This window comes from Amaricoccus macauensis (genome assembly GCF_049800915.1).
In the GTDB taxonomy this organism is placed as follows: Bacteria; Pseudomonadota; Alphaproteobacteria; order Rhodobacterales; family Rhodobacteraceae; genus Amaricoccus; species Amaricoccus macauensis_A.
Genome location: NZ_JBNAFY010000002.1, coordinates 488,295 through 504,862, shown reverse-complemented (window position 1 = coordinate 504,862; position 16,568 = coordinate 488,295). Strand labels below are relative to the sequence as shown.

The following is a 16,568-nucleotide window of genomic DNA, read 5'->3' as shown; positions in this document are numbered from 1 at the left end:
AGGCCCGCGTCACGGAAATGTCTCAAACGTCGCGGTCCGCCCAGGACGTTGCATCCCTACCGACCGCATCACCGAGGCTGTTGAAACCGTCCTTTTCGAGCAGTCGATCGAGATCCCCCAGGATGCGCGGCACGAGCGACAGGCCCTCGTAGACCAGCGCCGAGTAGATCTGCAGGGCCGAGGCGCCCGCCCGGATCTTTGCATAGGCGTCCGCCCCGGTGCGGATGCCGCCCACCCCGATCAGCGGCAGACGCCCGCCGGTCAACTGGTAGAGCCGCGCCAGAACCACGGTGGAGCGCTCGAAGAGCGGTGCGCCCGAAAGGCCTCCCGCCTCGCCTTTCTCGGGCGAGGTGAGCCCCTCTCGCGACAGCGTGGTATTGGTCGCGACAATCCCGGAAATCCCGCTCTGAAGCGCCACTTCGGCAATATCGGAGAGCTCGTCCCGGCCGAGATCCGGAGCAATCTTGAGAAAGACCGGGATCGGGCGGCACAGCGCCGCATTTGCCTCCACCACCCCGCCGATCAACGCAGCCAGCGCGTCACGGCCCTGCAATTCCCGGAGCCGTTCGGTGTTGGGCGAAGAGACGTTGACGGTGGCAAAATCCACATGCGGTCCGATCCGCTCGAGAACGCGAACATAATCCGCCGCCCGGTCCGCACTCGCCTTGTTGGCCCCGAGATTGATGCCGACAACGCCTCCGGAGCCCCGGCCCTCCAGCCGCGCGCCGATGGCCTCCATTCCTTCATTGTTGAAACCGAACCGGTTGATGATCGCACGATCCCCGGTCAGCCTGAACAGCCGGGGCTTCGGGTTTCCCGGTTGCGGCAGAGGCGTCGCGGCCCCCACCTCCACGAACCCGAAACCTGCCCGCAGGAGCGGTTCCACAGCCACGGCATTCTTGTCGAGCCCCGCGGCAAGGCCAAGCGGATTGGGCAGATCGAGCCCGGCCACGCTCACACGCAACCGCTCCGACACGACTGCCTCCTGCCGCGGCCCGAAGCCCGCACGCATCGCGTGAAGCGCAATCTCATGCGCTCGCTCCGGGTCGAGCCGATGCAGAACCGACAGGCCCGCGCGTTCTGCGAAGCTCATGTCAGCCCCTCCGGCAGCACCCCGCCATCCTCGATCGGGCAGGTCCAGACAACATCGGCCATCTCCAGCGGCCGGTAGAGATGCGGGAAGAGATCACCCCCGCGCGACGGCTCCCAGCGCAGGTCCGAGCCGATCGTTCTTGGATCGACGGCCAGAAGAACCAGCCCGGTCTCCCCGGCGAAATGCTTCTTCAGCGTCCCCCCGAGCTGTGCCGCAGTCGAGAGATGCACGAAACCATCGGCCAGATCGACCGGCGCGCCAAGCGTTGTCCCGGCCGCCTCGAATTCCGCCCACTCCGGGCTTCGAAATACCTTGTATACCAGCATGGCCGTTCAATGGACGAGCGCGCCGAAGGGGTCAACCCGTCCCGGCCACAACGCACTCAGCCCAACCATCTTCCCGCCACCCATGACGCCGGGCCACCGCGCCCTAGCAAAAAAATCCTCACCTCGCAGGGATTGCGGACCTTCAAACCGCTCCCCTTGCGCGCTACATTGAGGACCGGCGGCTTCTGGCCTTCCCGTGCGGGGCCCTATCCTAGTGGCCTTAAATGTTCTTGAGGGAGCTGGCTCTGCGACTGGCCCTGGCCTATCGTACCTGGCGCCCACCTGGTTATCCAGGCTCTCGAGGATCTCCCGCCCCCACGGTCGCGCTGGTTCCGCCCCAATACGGAGACCGCATGAAAGACGAAACCCTCGCCGCCGCCAAGGCGGACCTGCGACGCAAGGCGCGCACGGAGCGGCAGAGGGCAGGTCTTGCCCGGCCCGGTGCCGCGCGCGTCGCCGCGGCCCACGCCTTCCGCGAAATCCTGGCACATGACAGGGCCAGTCCCGTCGCCTGCTATCTCGCCGTGCGCGGTGAGATCGACTCGATGCCCCTGATGCACGCCTTGCGCGGCGAGGAACTCGACACCTGCCTGCCGGTCGTGACTGCACTCGAGGAACCTCTTGCCTTTCACCGCTGGCACCCCGGCGCGCCCCTGGAAAACGGCGCCTACCGGATCAGGGTCCCGATCAAGGGCGAAACGGTGACCCCCCGCGCCCTCATTGTCCCGCTGCTTTCTTTCGATAACCAGGGCTACCGCCTGGGTTATGGCGGCGGCTTCTACGACCGCACCATCGCACAGCTCCGCGAGGCCGGCCCGATCCTGACCATCGGCCTTGCCTTCGCCGCCCAGCAGGTCGAACTGCTGCCCCGAGGCCCTCACGACATGCCACTCGACTGCGTGGCGACCGAGCGGGGCCTCTTCCGGCCACAGCAATGATCGATCTCGAGCGTCTGCGCCTCGATCTCGAAGCGGTCAACGAAATCGGCCATCTGCCTGGCCGTGCAGGTATCAACCGGGTGAGCCTCTCGGACCAGGACATGGCCGGGCGGCGCTGGCTCATGTCCCGTTTCAAGGCCGCAGGGCTCGCGCCACGCATGGACGCCATCGGCAATGTCTTCGGCCGCTGGCAGTCCGGCACTGGCGCAGCGGTTTTTGCGGGCTCCCATCTCGATACCGTCCCCGAAGGCGGCCCGTTCGACGGTGCGCTCGGCGTTCTCTCGGCGCTCGAGGCTGTCCGCACCCTCAAGGAACAGGGCTTTTGTCCCGCCCGCCCCATCGAGATCGTCTGCACTGCCGACGAGGAAGGCCGCTTCGGCGGGATGCTCGGCAGCCAGGCCCTGACCGGCGAGGTCGGCCCCGAATGGATGCAGGCAGCCCGCGACGACCACGGCATCGCGCTTGCCCATGCGATGGGGGCGCAGGGTCTCAGCCCGTCCGATGTCGCCCTGCCCCAGGGCAGCATTCATGCCTTCCTCGAACTGCATATCGAGCAGGGTCCGGTGCTCGAAACCATGGGCGATCAGATCGGCATCGTCGATGCGGTTTCGGGTGTCTTCAACTGGCTCGTCACCTTCACAGGCCAGGCCAATCACTCCGGCACCACGCCGATGCACCTGCGCCGGGATGCCTTCCGCGGCATGGCCTCTTTTGGAGCCGGAATCGACGCGATCCTCGCACGCGCAGGCACTTCCCAAAGCCGCCTCACCGTCGGGCAGGCCGCGCTGAGCCCCAACTTTCCCCATTCCATCGCCGGCGAGGCCGCATTCTCGATCATTGCCCGCGACACGGACGAGCGCGTGATGCACGCGCTTGCCGACGCCTGCCGCGAGACGCTCGAACAGGCCGCGCAAGATCACGACCTCGGGCTCGAAATTGCCGAACAATCCTGGTTGCCGCCCACCCGCATGGACGAACGCATCACCGAGCAACTCGTGGAACTCGCACAGTGGGATGGGTTGAAGGCCCGCGTCATGGCCTCGGGCGCTGGCCACGACGCCCAGACCTTCGCCCGGCATGTCCCCGCGGGCCTGATCTTCGTGCCCTCTAAAGGCGGGATCAGCCACGCTCCGGAGGAGGACACCGACTGGGGCGACATCGAACCCGGGGTCATCCTGCTCACCCGCGCCATCGCCGCGCTGGCGGGCGATTAGGGTCAGAATCCGGACGTCCGCTGGCCTCGCCCGAACCCGGCTCGCACCGGCCTTTCCGGTTTGCGCGCATGACCGGCAATGCACAAACCCTGCTGCCCGAAGAGCCCGCCCCCGATACGAACCAGCCCTTTTCCAGACCGTCTTGCTGGGCCGAGCCGCCCGGCTTCCTGAACTTTTTGCTCAAGCGAATGGCGGGGAAAATTGTAGAGTTCCGTTCGGCGGATCAGATCCGCGCAGACCTCCTCTGCCACTCAGGCCAGGACCCTCCCCCCACCGGCACCCCCTGCGCGCTCGATCTCACGCGCGAGGCATGCCTCGATCCCGCCGCAAACCCGCACCATCCACAGGCCATCGGACCTGCCTACCCGATCACCGGGCGATTCTGAGCCACTCCACGCAACATGCGGGCTCACCGTCTATCCTGACAGGTTTCCCCAAGTCCCGTGTTCCGCTGCGGTTAACGAAACGTCCAGAAACGTATGTATGGAAACCATATCGATTCCATACCGTTTCCATATCGAATTCCATATAGAGAATCAGTCGTTCCTGAACCGCCCCACTGGCGCTTCAGTCGAGCTCGTCCTGCCACGGCGGGTTGGCGCCCGCCCGGCTGACAGTGATCGCCGCGACCTTCGCACCATGGGCGAGCGCAGCCTCGGCAGCCTCCTCCGTAAGGCCCCGCATCCCTTCTTTAGAAAGGAAACCGAGCGCGGATAGTTTCGCCAGAACGCCCGCGTTGAACGTGTCGCCCGCTCCCACGGTATCGACAACCTCGACCCGGCGCGAGGCCACATCCACCTGTCGTCCGCCCTGGAGATAGGCGCTCGCACCCGATCCGCCCTTGGTGACAATAATCATCGCCGGCCCCGCCTCCTGAAGACGGGCGACCTTGTCCGCCATGGCCTCCGCACCCGGATAGATCCAGTTCAGGTCCTCGTCCGAGACCTTGGCAATATCCGCATGCGACAGAACCTTCTCCATCCTGGCGCGATAGCGCGCCACATCCGTGATGAACCCCGGCCGGATATTGGGATCGACGAAAACCGCGCGGCCCGCCGCCTCGCTCTCCACCAGATGAGCGTAGGTATCGGCTCCCGGCTCACCCACGAGGCTGATCCCACCGACATAGAGGGCCGTGACATCGCTCGGAAGCTCTGGCAGATCGGCCGTCCCGATCATCCGCCCGGCAGAATTTTCGTCGTAGAATGTGTAGGTTGCATGACCATCCACCAGGCGTACGAATGCCAGTGTGGTGGGGCGGCTGGACTTGATCACATGGGTCGTGTCCACGCGACTTGCCTTCAAATCCATCTCGAGCTGCTGTCCGAACAGATCGGTGGAAAGGCCGGTCAGCATGCCGGTCTGAACACCCAGCCGTCCCAGTGCGATGGCGGTGTTGAAGATCGCTCCACCCGAAACGGGGCGGTAACAGAGGTCCCCGCTCGCCCCCGAATCGGGCAGCATATCTATCAGTGCTTCACCGCAACAGAGGATCATGTCGAAGGCTCCTTGATCACCTCCCGCGCCCCCCGCGCGGGATGTCTTATTGAATAGCGCGAATGGCCGGATATGTCGCCTTGAAGGCGGCGTAACTTTCTTCGAATGCATCAATGAGCAACGGGTTTGGTTCCACGACGGCAGAGACACCCGGCGGCGACATCACATCGCTCGGCGTGGCCCCCGTCGCCGCGACCATTCCCAGTCGTGCCGCTCCAAGAGCGGCACCAAATTCACTGCCCTCCGGCAGGTTGAGCGGCACGCCGAAAACCGTTGCCATCAGTTCGACCCAGTAGCGCGAGCGGGTTCCCCCACCGATGGCGAAAGGCGCCTTCAGTTCGGCTCCTGTCGAGCGGATCGCCTCGAAGGAGTCCTTGAGCCCGAAAGCCACCCCCTCGAAAACGGCGCGCGTCAGGTCTGATACGTCAGATTCCTGTCCCAACCCCGTGAAACTGCCTCTGATATCCGCGTCATTGTGCGGCGTCCGCTCTCCGGAGAGATAAGGCAGGAACCGCACCCGACCCGGCGCCTGAAGCGTGTCCCCGAGCCCGCGCGCGAGATCGCCGGGTTTCTGGCCCGTGATGCGCCCGAGCCAGTTGAGACTGTCGGTGGCCGAGAGCATCACGCCCATCTGATACCAGCGCTCGGGCACTGCATGACAGAAGGTATGGACCGCCGTCTCCGGTGCGGGGTGATAGCCGCCGCGTGCGGCCAGAACCACGCCCGACGTACCGAGCGAGACAAATCCGTCGCCTTCGTTCAGCGCCCCGATGCCGCAGGCCGCAGCCGCATTGTCGCCCGCGCCGCCGGCAATCACCACGTTGTCCAAGAGGCCCCATTTCATGGCCAGATCGGCACGCAGGACGCCTGCGGGCGCGCTGCCCTCGACGAGCCGCGGCATCTGATCGCGCCGCATTCCGCCCGCAGCCAGCAGATTTTCTGACCAGTCGCGCCCGCCGACATCTAGCCAGGACGTACCCGCGCTGTCAGACATGTCGGCCACATGATCTCCGGTGAGGTAGTGGTTCAGATAAGCGGCAGGCAGAAGAACCTTTGCCACCCGCTCAAAATTCTCGGGTTCATGCGCCTGCACCCAGAGCAGTTTAGGCGCCGTGAAACCCGGAAAAACGATATTTCCCGAGAGCCCCTGGACACCAGGGACCGCATCGAGCCGCGTGGCCTCCGCATGGCTCCGCGTGTCATTCCAGAGTATGCAGGGCCGGATCACCCGGTCGTCGGCGTCGAGTAGCGTCGCACCATGCATGTGCCCCGCAACGCCGATCGCCCGGATATCCGCGAACCGCGGGTAGTCGCGCTTCAACTCCCCAACCACGCTCTCGAGCGCCTCGATCCAGGCGCCCGGGTCCTGTTCGCACCAGCCGGGATGCGGATAGGACACCGACATTTCCTTAGAGGCCGATGCGAGCGGCGCACCGCCCTCGTCAACCAGCAACGCCCGGATACCGGACGTGCCTAGGTCGATGCCGAGATACGTGGTCATGGCTGAACAACCTTCTAGTCGCCGAGATATGATTGGAGCGTCTGCTCCACCCCGACCCTATAGATCATGTCCAGCCACGTAGCGAAAGGTTCTGCAAATGCAGACTTTTCGCCTAGATTTCCATAGAACTGCCGCATGCCGAGCCACGCCGCGGGATCGGACTTCGCTTCGGCAGCCTTGGCCGTTAGCAGATCCCAGAACGGGTCGTTCGGTTCGATCGTCGAGCCGTCCTCGCGGGTGCCGAGGCAATATCGCGCCCAAAGCGCCGAAACCAGCGCGAGCCCTCTTACGGAAACACCCGCCTCGAGCCCGTCATGGACCGAATTCAGGATGAAGCCGGGCTGCCGAGAGGACCCGTCGAAGGCCACTCGTCGCGTGGTATCGCGGATCTCGGGGTTGGAAAAACGACGCTCGATCAACTCCATGTAATCCGCAGGCGTGTAGCCCGGAACCGGTTTCACATGGGGCGCGACATTCTCGCCGATCACCTTGCGGAATAGCCCGGCGATAAGAGGATGTTCCATGCAACCGGAAATGGTCTGTACACCGAGGAGATCGCCGGGTGCAGCGATGACCTGATGCCCGCCATTGAGGATGCGGATCTTCATGGTCTCGAAGTCATGCACATGATCGGTGAATGTCGCACCGGCCTTGTCCCAATCGGGACGTCCCGCGCAGAATTTGTCCTCAAGCACCCACTGGCGAAAATTCTCGTGGGTGACCGGCACATTGTCCTCGATCCCGAGTTCGCGCACGAGCGCAAGCTCGGCAGGACCGGTTGCCGGCACGATACTGTCGACCATGGAGTTCGGGAACGTGCAGTTCGCTTCGATCCATTTTGCCAGATCCGGATCCGAAAGCTCTGCCAGCGACAAGATCGTCTGCCGCAGGATCGCCCCATTGCCCTGAAGGTTGTCGCAGCTTTGGCAGGTGAAAGGACCGATCCCCTTCTCCTTCCTGATCTTCAGAGCGGCGATCATGGCTCCAAAGGCTGTGCGCGGACGATCCGGGTTCTTCGCATCGTGCTGGATATCGGCGTTCTCCGCATCGAAGCCCTTCGTCGCGAGATCGATGTAGTAGCCACCCTCGGTGACTGTCATCGCCACGATGCGGATATCGGGCTGCGCCATGCGCGCGATCAGTGCCGCGTTCCCCTCCTCGATCGGCACATAGTCAATCATCGAACCCACGACCTCGACCGACTGGCCTGACGGATCAAGCTCGATCAGCGTGGTCAGGCAGTCCTGCGCGAGGAACTTCTCGCGCATCACCGCATCATAAGGCCGGACGCCAGCCCCCACGATCGCCCAGTCATGGCAAAGGCCCTGTTCGAAGAGACGATGCAAATACCACGCCTGGTGCGCACGATGGAAGTTGCCGAGCCCGATATGGACAATGCCGGGTGTCAGGGAGGAGCGATCGTAACTCGGAACCTTCACACCCTCCGGAAGGGAGCCGAGTGTCGCATTGCTGAGTTTCATCGGGGTCTCCCGCCGACTGGGGTTGTCGCCCGGAAGGGAGGATATCCCCCCTTCCATGATTTCACCGGTATCGCCTGGGCAGGTCATGAGATCCGAAGCCCGTCCTGGCCGAAGCGATGGATCTTGTCCGGCTCGGGGGTCATGTAGACCGTGTCGCCATGATGAAGGCCGAATTCGCCATCCACACGGATCGTCATGGTTTCTGCGAGTCCGGTATCATGGACGTGCAGGAATGTATCGGAGCCGAGATGCTCGGACACCATGACCGTTCCCTTCCAGATGCCCTCGGTCTTCGAGACCTGCATGTGCTCGGGGCGAACACCGACGGTGTGAGCGCCGTGCTTCTGCGCTTCCGGCCCCTCGACGAAGTTCATCTTCGGGCTGCCGATAAAGCCTGCGACGAACTTGTTGCGCGGCTCCCGGTATAGATCGAGGGGCGAACCCACCTGTTCGATATGGCCCGCGCGCAGAACCACGATCTTGTCGGCCATGGTCATCGCCTCGACCTGGTCGTGGGTCACGTAGATCATCGTGGTCTCAAGCCGCTCATGCAGCTCGGAGATCTCCAGCCGCATGCCGACGCGAAGTGCGGCGTCGAGGTTGGAGAGCGGCTCGTCGAAGAGAAAAGCCGCTGGCTCGCGAACGATGGCGCGCCCGATGGCGACACGTTGGCGCTGCCCGCCCGAGAGCTGACCGGGCTTGCGATCGAGGTAGTCAGTGAGGTTGAGCGCCTTGGCTGCGGAGTCGATCCGCCGCTGCTGCTCGTCTTCCGGCATGCCCGCCATTTTCATCGGGAAGGCAATGTTCTTGCGCACGGACATATGTGGGTAGAGCGCATAAGACTGGAAGACCATCGCCAGGCCCCGCTGTGAGGGCCCGAGGTCGGTAGCGTCCTTGCCGTCGATCATGATCGTGCCGCTCGACACATCCTCCAGCCCGGCGATCAACCGCAGCAGGGTGGACTTGCCGCAGCCCGAGGGCCCGACGAAAACGACGAACTCACCGTCACCGATCTCCAGGTCCAGGGGCGGAATGACCTCCACGTCCCCAAAGGTCTTCTGCACCTTTTCGAGTGTAATGTTTCCCATGGATTCTATCCTATTTCACTGCGCCGAAGGTCAGACCGCGGACAAGCTGTTTCTGGCTGAACCAGCCGATCACCATGATCGGCAGGATGGCCATGACGGAAGCCGCCGAGAGTTTCGCGTAGAAGAGGCCCTGCGGGCTGGAGAAACCGGCGATGAACTTCGTGAGCGGTGCTGCCTGGAAGGTTGTCAGGTTGAGCGTCCAGAACGCTTCGTTCCATGCAAGGATCACGTTCAGGAGCAGCGTCGAGGCGATGCCCGGGACGGCCATCGGTGTCAGGACATAGAGGATCTCGTTCTTGAGGTTGGCCCCATCCATCCGCGCGGCTTCCAGGATATCGACCGGGATTTCGCGGAAGTAGGTGTAGAGCATCCAGACGATGATCGGCAGGTTCATCAGCATCAGGACGATGGTCAGCAGGAACTTCGTATCGATGATCCCGAGCCCCTTACCCATCAGGTAAATGGGAACGAGGACACCCGCGGCCGGCATCATCTTGGTGGAAAGCATCCACATCAGAAGATCCTTGGTCCGAGGCCCATGAACAAAGGCCATGGCCCAGGCGGCGGGGATCGCGATGATCATGCCCAGGACCGTCGATCCGAGTGCGATGACAACCGAGTTCCAGAAGTAGCTGAAATATCCTCTCTGCTGGATGACGTCCTGATAGTTCTGCCACGTCCATTCAAACCCCAGGAATACCGGCGGCGAGGCCACCGCAACCTGTTCGGGCTTGAAGCTCGTTAGGAACGTCCAGAGGATCGGGAAGAAGATGATGAAGGCCACAGCCCATGCGGCTGCTGTATTCATCGCCTTTTTGGTTGGTGTTACGGCGCGTGCCATTTTCTCTCCCCCTCAATCCAGATTCTTGCCGATCGCCTTCATCAGGAAGATGGCGACGATGTTTGCGAGAATGACGGCAACGACCCCACCGGCTGCTGCGGTGCCTGCGTCGAAGTCGAGTAGTGCCTCCTTGTAGATCAGGAAGGGCAGCGTCGTGGAGGCCGTTCCCGGTCCACCGTTGGTCGTGACGAGAATTTCACCGAAGACACCAAGAAGGAAGATTGTCTGGATCAGGATGACGACCGTGATCGCGCGGCTCATGTGCGGCAGCATGATGTACCAGAAGCGAGCAAGCGGCTTGGCTCCGTCCATTTCCGCAGCCTCGAGTTGCTCGCCATCGAGGGACTGAAGCGCTGTCAGCAGAATGAGGGTCGCGAAGGGCAGCCACTCCCAGGACACGATCCATATAATCGAAGCCAATGGCGCCTGCCCCAGGAAGTCGAACGGCGTCATTCCGAAAAGTTTCGAGAATTCGGCGAAGAGCCCGTTCGATGGGTTGAAGAACATGTTCTTCCAGATCAGTGCCGAGACCGGGGGCATGATGAAGAATGGCGAGATCACCAGAATACGAACCGGGCCCTGCCCCCAGATCGGCCGGTCGATGAGCAGCGCGATCAGGATGCCGAGAACAACAGTGATGATCAGGACGGCAAGAACGAGCACCAACGTATTGGCAACCGCCTCTCCGAAACTGGGAGAAAACACAAAACGGGAATAGTTCCGGAAACCGACGAAACCGGAGCGTTCAGGATAAAGCAGCTGATAGCGCTGCAGCGAATAGTAGATCGTCGTGCCGAGCGGGATCGCCATCCAGAGAAAAAGCAGGATCACAGATGGCGAGATCATCCAGCGGGCAGCGGATCGCGAGGCTTGAGTGGCCATGGGGCGCTCCAACGGTGGACTTTGGTCGTGGGGACGGGGCCGGCCGCGCCAGGCGCGTAGTCGCACGCGAAAGGGCCCCGGGCGACTGACAGATCGGACACGAATTCGCGAACCGTGGCGAAATCACCTGAAGCCGTTGTGGCGACCCAGGTTGCCCGGAAACCGGGAGTGGATGCGCCACTCCCGGCAAATCGTTGCGGATGTCGGGGCGGCTTACTTGTAGCCGGCGTCGATCATCGCATCGTCCGTGAGCTGCTGTGCGTCAGCCAGGGCCTCCTCAGCAGACTTCTGACCGGCGACCGCTGCAGACATCTGCTGTCCCACGTCGGTGCCGATACCCTGGAACTCGGGGATCGCGACGAACTGAGCACCCGTGTAGGGGATGTCCTGAACCGACGGCTTCTGAGTGTCGACAGCATTCATCGAGTCCAGCGTCATGGCCGCGAAGGGTGCGTCAGCCTGGTAGTCCGCATTCTCATAGAGCGAGGTACGGGTGCCCGGAGGTGCTGCGCGCCAGCCCTGCTCGGAGGCGACGAGTTCGGTGTAGCCCTTGGAGGTCGCCCACTCGATAAAGGTCTGAGCGGCTTCCTTCTTCTGAGACGACGCCGGAATTGCCAGCGACCATGCCCAGAGCCAGTTACCGTGATTGTCGACGCCTTCCTTGTTCGGGAACTGCGCAAAACCGACGCTGTCGGCCACAGTCGAGTCCGGCCCGGTCACGAAGCCTGCGGCGACCGTCGCGTCGATCCACATTCCGCACTTGCCCTGCTGGAATAGCGTCAGGTTTTCGTTGAAGCCGTTCGAGGACGCGCCCGGAGGACCGTAGTTCTGCATCATGTGCAGGTAGTCCGTGACGGTTTCCTCCCATTCAGGGCTGTCGAACTGCGGGTTCCAGTCCATGTCGAACCAACGCGCGCCGTAGCTGTTGGACATGGCGCCCAGGAAGGCCATGTTCTCACCCCAGCCCGCCTTGCCGCGCAGACAGATCCCATAGACTTCGTTGTCCTTGTCGGTCATTGCTTCGGCTGCTGCCATCACCTGCGACCAGGTCGGGCTGTCGGGCATCTCGACGCCAGCTTCCTCGACGAGGTCGGTGCGATACATGATCATGGCACTTTCGCCATAGAACGGTGCAGCATACATCGTTCCGTCGACCGAAAGCGCTTCGCGAACCGCCGGAAGAATGTCCTCGACGTCGTAGTCGTCAGAGAAGCCTTCGAGCGGCTCGAGCCAGCCCTGCCGGCCCCAGATCGGAACTTCGTAAGTGCCAATGGTCAGAACGTCATACTGGCCACCGCCGGTTGCGATGTCGGTCGTGACCTGCTGACGGAGCGCATTCTCTTCAAGTGTGACCCAGTTCACCTCGATATCTGGGTTTTTATCGTTGAAGTCCTGCATCAAGCCCTGCATCCTGATCATGTCGCCGTTGTTCACGGTCGCCACAGTGATGCTGGTCTGGGCGAAGCCTGCGGTAGCAAGCGCACTTACAGCGCATGCACCGAGCAGCACACGGGGAAATCTCTTCATCTTGGTCCTCCCTAAGAGATCGATTTTTTGCTCGTTGACTGGGCAAATAATCAGTCATGTAGGTGCGTAAGTCAAGGAATTTCTCAAACGAGATGAGAAATTCGCTTAACCAAACGATACGAACCAAGCGCAGGCCGTGCGGCGCATGTGCGCTACACAGCTTTACTCTATGAGATTACTGGATTTTTCCGTCAGCCAAGGCGTCCGGCAAGCACCGGCTCTAGGGCTTCAGGAGTTCGCGGGCCGTCACTTCGTCGGTGATCAATTTGGAAATCAGGCCACCCTGGAGAGCAGAGCGCAGCGGAATGACCTTGGTTTTTCCTGCTCCAATACAAAGAACCGGTACGTCGTTGACCGGGACACGAACTCCAACGATTCGATCATTCATCGGGTGTTCGACAAAACGTCCCTGCGCATCGAACGTGTGCCCGCCCAGTTCGCCTACTGCACCAGCCGAGACAAGGGCGGCATGCTCATCGGCATTGATGAACCCGTCCACAAGAAGTGGTGCATCCTGGGTCATCTGTCCCACGCCCACAATTGCGAGGTCTGCATTCTCCGCCAGCGCACGAGCCGTCAGCACATGCGGCAGAGACCGGTAGAGTTGCGACTCCTCCGGACTGCGCGAGACGAGCGGAATGGAAAGCGGAAAATGGGGCGCTGACAGTTTTTCCGCCAGCCGGATGATAACCTCGTAAAGGGTAGCCGATCCATCTGGCGCGACATTCCCGATCAGCGAAACGAGCTTGTGCTGCGAGCCGTCGATGGAGGGGAGTTGCTCCACAACCTGTCTCAGCGTCCGCCCTGTTCCAAGTGCAAAAACGCGAGGCGCGGTCTCAAGGAATTCGCGTTCGAGTATCGGGGCTGCGAAAGGGGCCACTCCCGTCAGCGCGTCGGCGCCTCGCCCAGGCGATGGACCCACCCATGCCGAATCGAGATTGAAGAGCCGCTTCAAGTCACGTTCAAGTTCGAGGCAATCGGCAATGGGATGATCGATCCGGACCCGGACGAGATTCTCGGCGTGCGCGCGCGCCACCAGCCTTTGAGCACGTTGTCGCGAAATGCCAAGTTCCATTGCAATCTGGTCCTGTGTCAGACCACCCACAAACGACAACCAAGCCGCTCGTGCAGCCAGATCGCGCGTATCCACGGTCTGTCCCGCATGTTTCGCCACGTTGCTAATTCCTGGACTTCAAACTGGGTTCAAGATGGAAGAATTCGTCAAAAGAAGCAAACTGCCTGTGCCAGCGTGCATTTCTGGGCATGTCTCGCGAGACACCCGAGAGGTGGGTCCCGCCGACAAAACGCCAGACCTCCATGCCGGCCGCCAGCCCCGCCTCGACGCCTACTAGGGAGTCCTCGATCACCAGGCACCTTTCGGGATCAGCATTCCACCGGTTCGCGACGTGCAGATAGATATCCGGCGCGGGTTTTCCTCGCTCGACTTCAGAAGCAGTCACGCACCTGCCCTCAAAATACCGATCCAGGGCGACGACGCTCAGCGAATGCGCAAGTCGTTTCGGAGAGGAACTTGTCGCGAGAGAGTATGGGACCCCCAGAGCTTCAATTACTCCAACCACACCTGGCATGACCCTCAACTCAATGTCGTACGCCTCAAGAAGCCTCGCCCGGTAACGGCTTTCGAAATGCGCCGGGAGCACAACGCCGAAATCACGTTTAACGACCTTCTCAACGACGGGAAAACTGCGGCCAAGGTAGTGCTCGGCGACAAAATCCCGGTCGATTTCCACACCGATTTCCCGGTGCGCCTCGACAAGGCACCGTGCCGCAATCGCTTCGCTGTCTATGAGCACACCGTCGCAATCGAAGATCACGAGATCATGGCGCCTGCTTTGCGGTGACCCGCCCGGCCTTTCCGGCCGGACAGGGGATTTTCCGGGCATGCCGCTCAGTCGATGATGGTGTTGAGCGTAGTAGAGGGGCGCATCACAAGAGCAGTCTTCTCCGCGTCTGTGTGGTAGTAGCCTCCGAGATCGGCGGGGCTGCCCTGAGCCGCAGCCAGTTCGGAGACGATCGCCTCCTCATGATCCACGAGCGCCTTGGCGATCGGCTCGAAATGCGCCTTCAGATCCGCATCCTCATCCTGCGCGGCAAGCGCCTCGGCCCAGTAGCGCGCAAACCAGTAGTGGCTGTCGCGGTTGTCAGGCTGGCCGACCTTGCGGGACGGCGACTTGTCATTGTCGAGAACGCCCTGGGTTGCGGCATCGACCGCCTTGCCCAGCACGCGCGCCTTCTCATTGCCCTTTGCATCTGCAAGGAACTTCAGGCTCTCGCCCAGTGCGCAGAACTCGCCTAGCGAATCCCAGCGGAGGTGGTTTTCTTCCATGAGCTGCTGGACATGCTTCGGCGCAGAGCCGCCCGCGCCGGTCTCGAACAGACCGCCGCCATTCATCAGCTTCACGATCGAAAGCATCTTGGCCGAGGTGCCGAGCTCGAGGATGGGGAAGAGATCGGTGAGGTAGTCGCGCAGCACGTTGCCGGTGATGGCAATCGAGGTCTTGCCTTCGCGAATGGATTCGAGAGTTTTCCGGGTCGCCTCGCGCGGGGCCATGATCTCGAACTTGTCCGCCACACCCTCGGCCTCGAGGATCGGTTTCACGAATTCGATCAGTTCCGCGTCATGGGCGCGGTTCGGATCGAGCCAGAAGATGGCCTCGCAGCCTTCGGCCTTCTGCCGGTCGATCGCGAGTTTCACCCAGTCCTCGATGGGCGCCCGACGTGCCGAGGAGGAGCGCCAGATGTCGCCCTTCTCAACCTTGTGCTCATGCAGTTCGACGCCGGTGTCGGTGACCATCCGGACAATCCCGTCAGCCGGGATCTCGAAGGTGGTCGGATGCGAGCCGTATTCCTCGGCCTTCTGTGCCATCAGGCCGATGTTCTGCACTGCGCCCGCGGTGGCCGGGTCGAGCGCGCCGGTTTCCTTGAAGTATTCGATCGTCTCGTCATAGACCGGCGCATAACAGCTGTCGGGAATGACGCAGACGCAGTCCGCCTCATTGCCGTCCGGGCCCCAGCCCTTGCCGCCGGCGCGAATGAGCGCGGGCATGGACGCGTCGATGATGACGTCCGAGGGCACGTGCAGGTTGGTGATCCCCTTGTCGGAATTCACCATGTACATTGGCGGGTTCTCGGCCCGGGTGGCCTCGATGGCTTCCATGACCTCGGGCATGGCCTTCACGCGCGCGAGCAGGTCGCCGAGACCGGAATTCGGGTTCACACCGGCTTCTGCCAGCTTGTCGCCGTATTTGTCGAAGACCGGCGCGAGCCATGCCTTGACTGCATGGCCGAAGATGATCGGGTCGGAGACCTTCATCATCGTTGCCTTCATGTGGAGCGACCAAAGGATACCTTCTTCCTTGGTCTTCTCGATTTCCTTGGCCAGGAAGGCATCGAGCGACTTGGCGGACATAAAGGTGGCGTCGACAACTGTCCCGGAGGGATACTTGATCCCCTCCTTAAGCACGGTCACGGTGCCGTCGGCGGCCTCATGCTCGATCCGAACGGTCGCTTCACCGGAGAGGCGGGTGGATTTCTCGTTCGAGAAGAAATCGTCATGCCCCATCGTGGCGACGCGCGTCTTGCTGTCGGCCGTCCATTTGCCCATACGGTGCGGGTTGGCCTGGGCGAACTTCTTGACCGCGATGGCGGCACGGCGATCGGAATTGCCCTCGCGCAGAACCGGGTTCACGGCCGAGCCCTTGATCGCATCGTAGCGGGCGCGGGCGTCCTTTTCCTCGTCGGTGGAAGGCTCTTCGGGGTAGTCCGGCAGGTCATAGCCCTGCGACTGGAGCTCTTTCACCGCCGCGACGAGCTGCGGAACGGAGGCAGAAATATTGGGCAGCTTGATGACATTTGCCTCGGGCTGCTTCACCAGATTTCCCAACCAGGCAAGGTCGTCACTCTGCTTCTGGGCATCGGTGAGCTTCTCGGGGAACGCTGCGATGATGCGGCCCGCAAGGGAAATATCGCGGGTCCCGACGGTGACGCCCGCCGCGGCCGCGAAGGTGCGGATGACTGGCAGAAGCGATGCCGACGCAAGCTCAGGTGCTTCGTCCACCTTGGTATACACGATGTCTGGGATATCTGTCTCGGCCATTTCACGCCCCCGTTTTAACTTCGCAAGAGCCTTAGCCGAGCTACAGGCCGAGGTCCACATGGC

15 protein-coding genes are annotated in these 16,568 nt (G+C 62.2%); 3 read left to right on the top strand and 12 right to left on the bottom strand.

All coding sequences use genetic code 11. The annotated features are described in order from the left end of the window. Positions 1–22 precede the first annotated feature (22 nt). Together ACP15W_RS06620 and ACP15W_RS06615 are read right to left on the bottom strand one after the other, a co-directional pair. Positions 23–1,093: a quinone-dependent dihydroorotate dehydrogenase gene (locus ACP15W_RS06620; protein WP_424932064.1), complete on the bottom strand. Its 1,071-nt coding sequence runs from the start codon at positions 1,091–1,093 to the stop codon at positions 23–25. Beyond that, positions 1,090–1,419, bottom strand: a complete 330-nt coding sequence (locus tag ACP15W_RS06615; protein WP_424932063.1) for a DUF952 domain-containing protein — start codon at positions 1,417–1,419, stop codon at positions 1,090–1,092. The genes ACP15W_RS06620 and ACP15W_RS06615 overlap by 4 nt, the downstream gene beginning before the upstream one ends. Positions 1,420–1,772: 353 nt before the next feature. Between ACP15W_RS06615 and ACP15W_RS06610 the strand changes: the two genes are divergently transcribed. From ACP15W_RS06610 to ACP15W_RS06600, 3 genes are all read left to right on the top strand, one after another. Continuing rightward, positions 1,773–2,357 (top strand): 5-formyltetrahydrofolate cyclo-ligase, encoded by a 585-nt coding sequence (locus tag ACP15W_RS06610; protein ID WP_424932062.1) that lies wholly within the window; start codon positions 1,773–1,775, stop codon positions 2,355–2,357. Then, the gene (locus ACP15W_RS06605; protein WP_424932061.1) at positions 2,354–3,571 is read left to right on the top strand and encodes a Zn-dependent hydrolase; all 1,218 of its coding nucleotides are present in this window, start codon (positions 2,354–2,356) and stop codon (positions 3,569–3,571) included. Before ACP15W_RS06610 ends, ACP15W_RS06605 begins: the two co-directional genes overlap by 4 nt. 68 nt (positions 3,572–3,639) lie before the next feature. Next, positions 3,640–3,957, top strand: coding sequence for a hypothetical protein (locus tag ACP15W_RS06600; RefSeq protein ID WP_424932060.1), 318 nt, complete (start codon positions 3,640–3,642; stop codon positions 3,955–3,957). A gap of 181 nt (positions 3,958–4,138) precedes the next feature. Here ACP15W_RS06600 and ACP15W_RS06595 read toward each other — a convergent pair whose 3' ends face one another. The 10 genes from ACP15W_RS06595 to ACP15W_RS06550 form a co-directional block, all read right to left on the bottom strand. Next, entirely contained in the window at positions 4,139–5,068 is a 930-nt protein-coding gene (locus tag ACP15W_RS06595) for a carbohydrate kinase family protein (protein ID WP_424932059.1), read from the bottom strand. A 46-nt stretch (positions 5,069–5,114) separates the two neighbouring features. Further along, complete coding sequence (gene xylB / locus ACP15W_RS06590) at positions 5,115–6,569, bottom strand: xylulokinase (protein ID WP_424932058.1); 1,455 nt, start codon at positions 6,567–6,569, stop codon at positions 5,115–5,117. Between the two features lie 14 nt (positions 6,570–6,583). Then, positions 6,584–8,050: a mannitol dehydrogenase family protein gene (locus tag ACP15W_RS06585; protein WP_424932057.1), complete on the bottom strand. Its 1,467-nt coding sequence runs from the start codon at positions 8,048–8,050 to the stop codon at positions 6,584–6,586. Positions 8,051–8,133: 83 nt separating this feature from the next. Beyond that, entirely contained in the window at positions 8,134–9,138 is a 1,005-nt protein-coding gene (locus ACP15W_RS06580; RefSeq protein WP_424932056.1) for an ABC transporter ATP-binding protein, read from the bottom strand. A 10-nt stretch (positions 9,139–9,148) separates the two neighbouring features. After that, complete coding sequence (locus ACP15W_RS06575; protein WP_424932055.1) at positions 9,149–9,979, bottom strand: carbohydrate ABC transporter permease; 831 nt, start codon at positions 9,977–9,979, stop codon at positions 9,149–9,151. Between the two features lie 12 nt (positions 9,980–9,991). Next, a complete protein-coding gene (locus ACP15W_RS06570; RefSeq protein WP_424932054.1) occupies positions 9,992–10,861 on the bottom strand; it encodes a carbohydrate ABC transporter permease in 870 nt (289 codons plus the stop codon). A 213-nt stretch (positions 10,862–11,074) separates the two neighbouring features. Then, positions 11,075–12,388, bottom strand: a complete 1,314-nt coding sequence (locus ACP15W_RS06565) for an ABC transporter substrate-binding protein (RefSeq protein WP_424932053.1) — start codon at positions 12,386–12,388, stop codon at positions 11,075–11,077. A 220-nt stretch (positions 12,389–12,608) separates the two neighbouring features. Further along, positions 12,609–13,562 carry a sugar-binding transcriptional regulator gene (locus tag ACP15W_RS06560; protein WP_424932052.1) on the bottom strand — a complete coding sequence of 318 codons (954 nt, stop codon included), beginning with the start codon at positions 13,560–13,562 and terminating at the stop codon, positions 12,609–12,611. A gap of 4 nt (positions 13,563–13,566) precedes the next feature. Then, positions 13,567–14,223 (bottom strand): HAD family hydrolase, encoded by a 657-nt coding sequence (locus ACP15W_RS06555; protein ID WP_424932051.1) that lies wholly within the window; start codon positions 14,221–14,223, stop codon positions 13,567–13,569. A gap of 74 nt (positions 14,224–14,297) precedes the next feature. Continuing rightward, the gene (locus ACP15W_RS06550) at positions 14,298–16,505 is read right to left on the bottom strand and encodes an NADP-dependent isocitrate dehydrogenase (RefSeq protein ID WP_424932050.1); all 2,208 of its coding nucleotides are present in this window, start codon (positions 16,503–16,505) and stop codon (positions 14,298–14,300) included. Positions 16,506–16,568 lie beyond the last annotated feature (63 nt).

Excerpts from the sequence above, each read along its gene's own strand:
- xylB (WP_424932058.1), bottom strand. The coding sequence starts at position 6,569 with ATGACCACGTATCTCGGCATCGACCTAGGCACGTCCGGTATCCGGGCG.
- ACP15W_RS06610 (WP_424932062.1), top strand. The coding sequence starts at position 1,773 with ATGAAAGACGAAACCCTCGCCGCCGCCAAGGCGGACCTGCGACGCAAG.
- ACP15W_RS06605 (WP_424932061.1), top strand. The coding sequence starts at position 2,354 with ATGATCGATCTCGAGCGTCTGCGCCTCGATCTCGAAGCGGTCAACGAA.
- ACP15W_RS06595 (WP_424932059.1), bottom strand. The coding sequence starts at position 5,068 with ATGATCCTCTGTTGCGGTGAAGCACTGATAGATATGCTGCCCGATTCG.
- ACP15W_RS06575 (WP_424932055.1), bottom strand. The coding sequence starts at position 9,979 with ATGGCACGCGCCGTAACACCAACCAAAAAGGCGATGAATACAGCAGCC.
- ACP15W_RS06615 (WP_424932063.1), bottom strand. The coding sequence starts at position 1,419 with ATGCTGGTATACAAGGTATTTCGAAGCCCGGAGTGGGCGGAATTCGAG.
- ACP15W_RS06565 (WP_424932053.1), bottom strand. The coding sequence starts at position 12,388 with ATGAAGAGATTTCCCCGTGTGCTGCTCGGTGCATGCGCTGTAAGTGCG.
- ACP15W_RS06580 (WP_424932056.1), bottom strand. The coding sequence starts at position 9,138 with ATGGGAAACATTACACTCGAAAAGGTGCAGAAGACCTTTGGGGACGTG.
- ACP15W_RS06600 (WP_424932060.1), top strand. The coding sequence starts at position 3,640 with ATGACCGGCAATGCACAAACCCTGCTGCCCGAAGAGCCCGCCCCCGAT.
- ACP15W_RS06585 (WP_424932057.1), bottom strand. The coding sequence starts at position 8,050 with ATGAAACTCAGCAATGCGACACTCGGCTCCCTTCCGGAGGGTGTGAAG.
- ACP15W_RS06550 (WP_424932050.1), bottom strand. The coding sequence starts at position 16,505 with ATGGCCGAGACAGATATCCCAGACATCGTGTATACCAAGGTGGACGAA.
- ACP15W_RS06620 (WP_424932064.1), bottom strand. The coding sequence starts at position 1,093 with ATGAGCTTCGCAGAACGCGCGGGCCTGTCGGTTCTGCATCGGCTCGAC.
- ACP15W_RS06570 (WP_424932054.1), bottom strand. The coding sequence starts at position 10,861 with ATGGCCACTCAAGCCTCGCGATCCGCTGCCCGCTGGATGATCTCGCCA.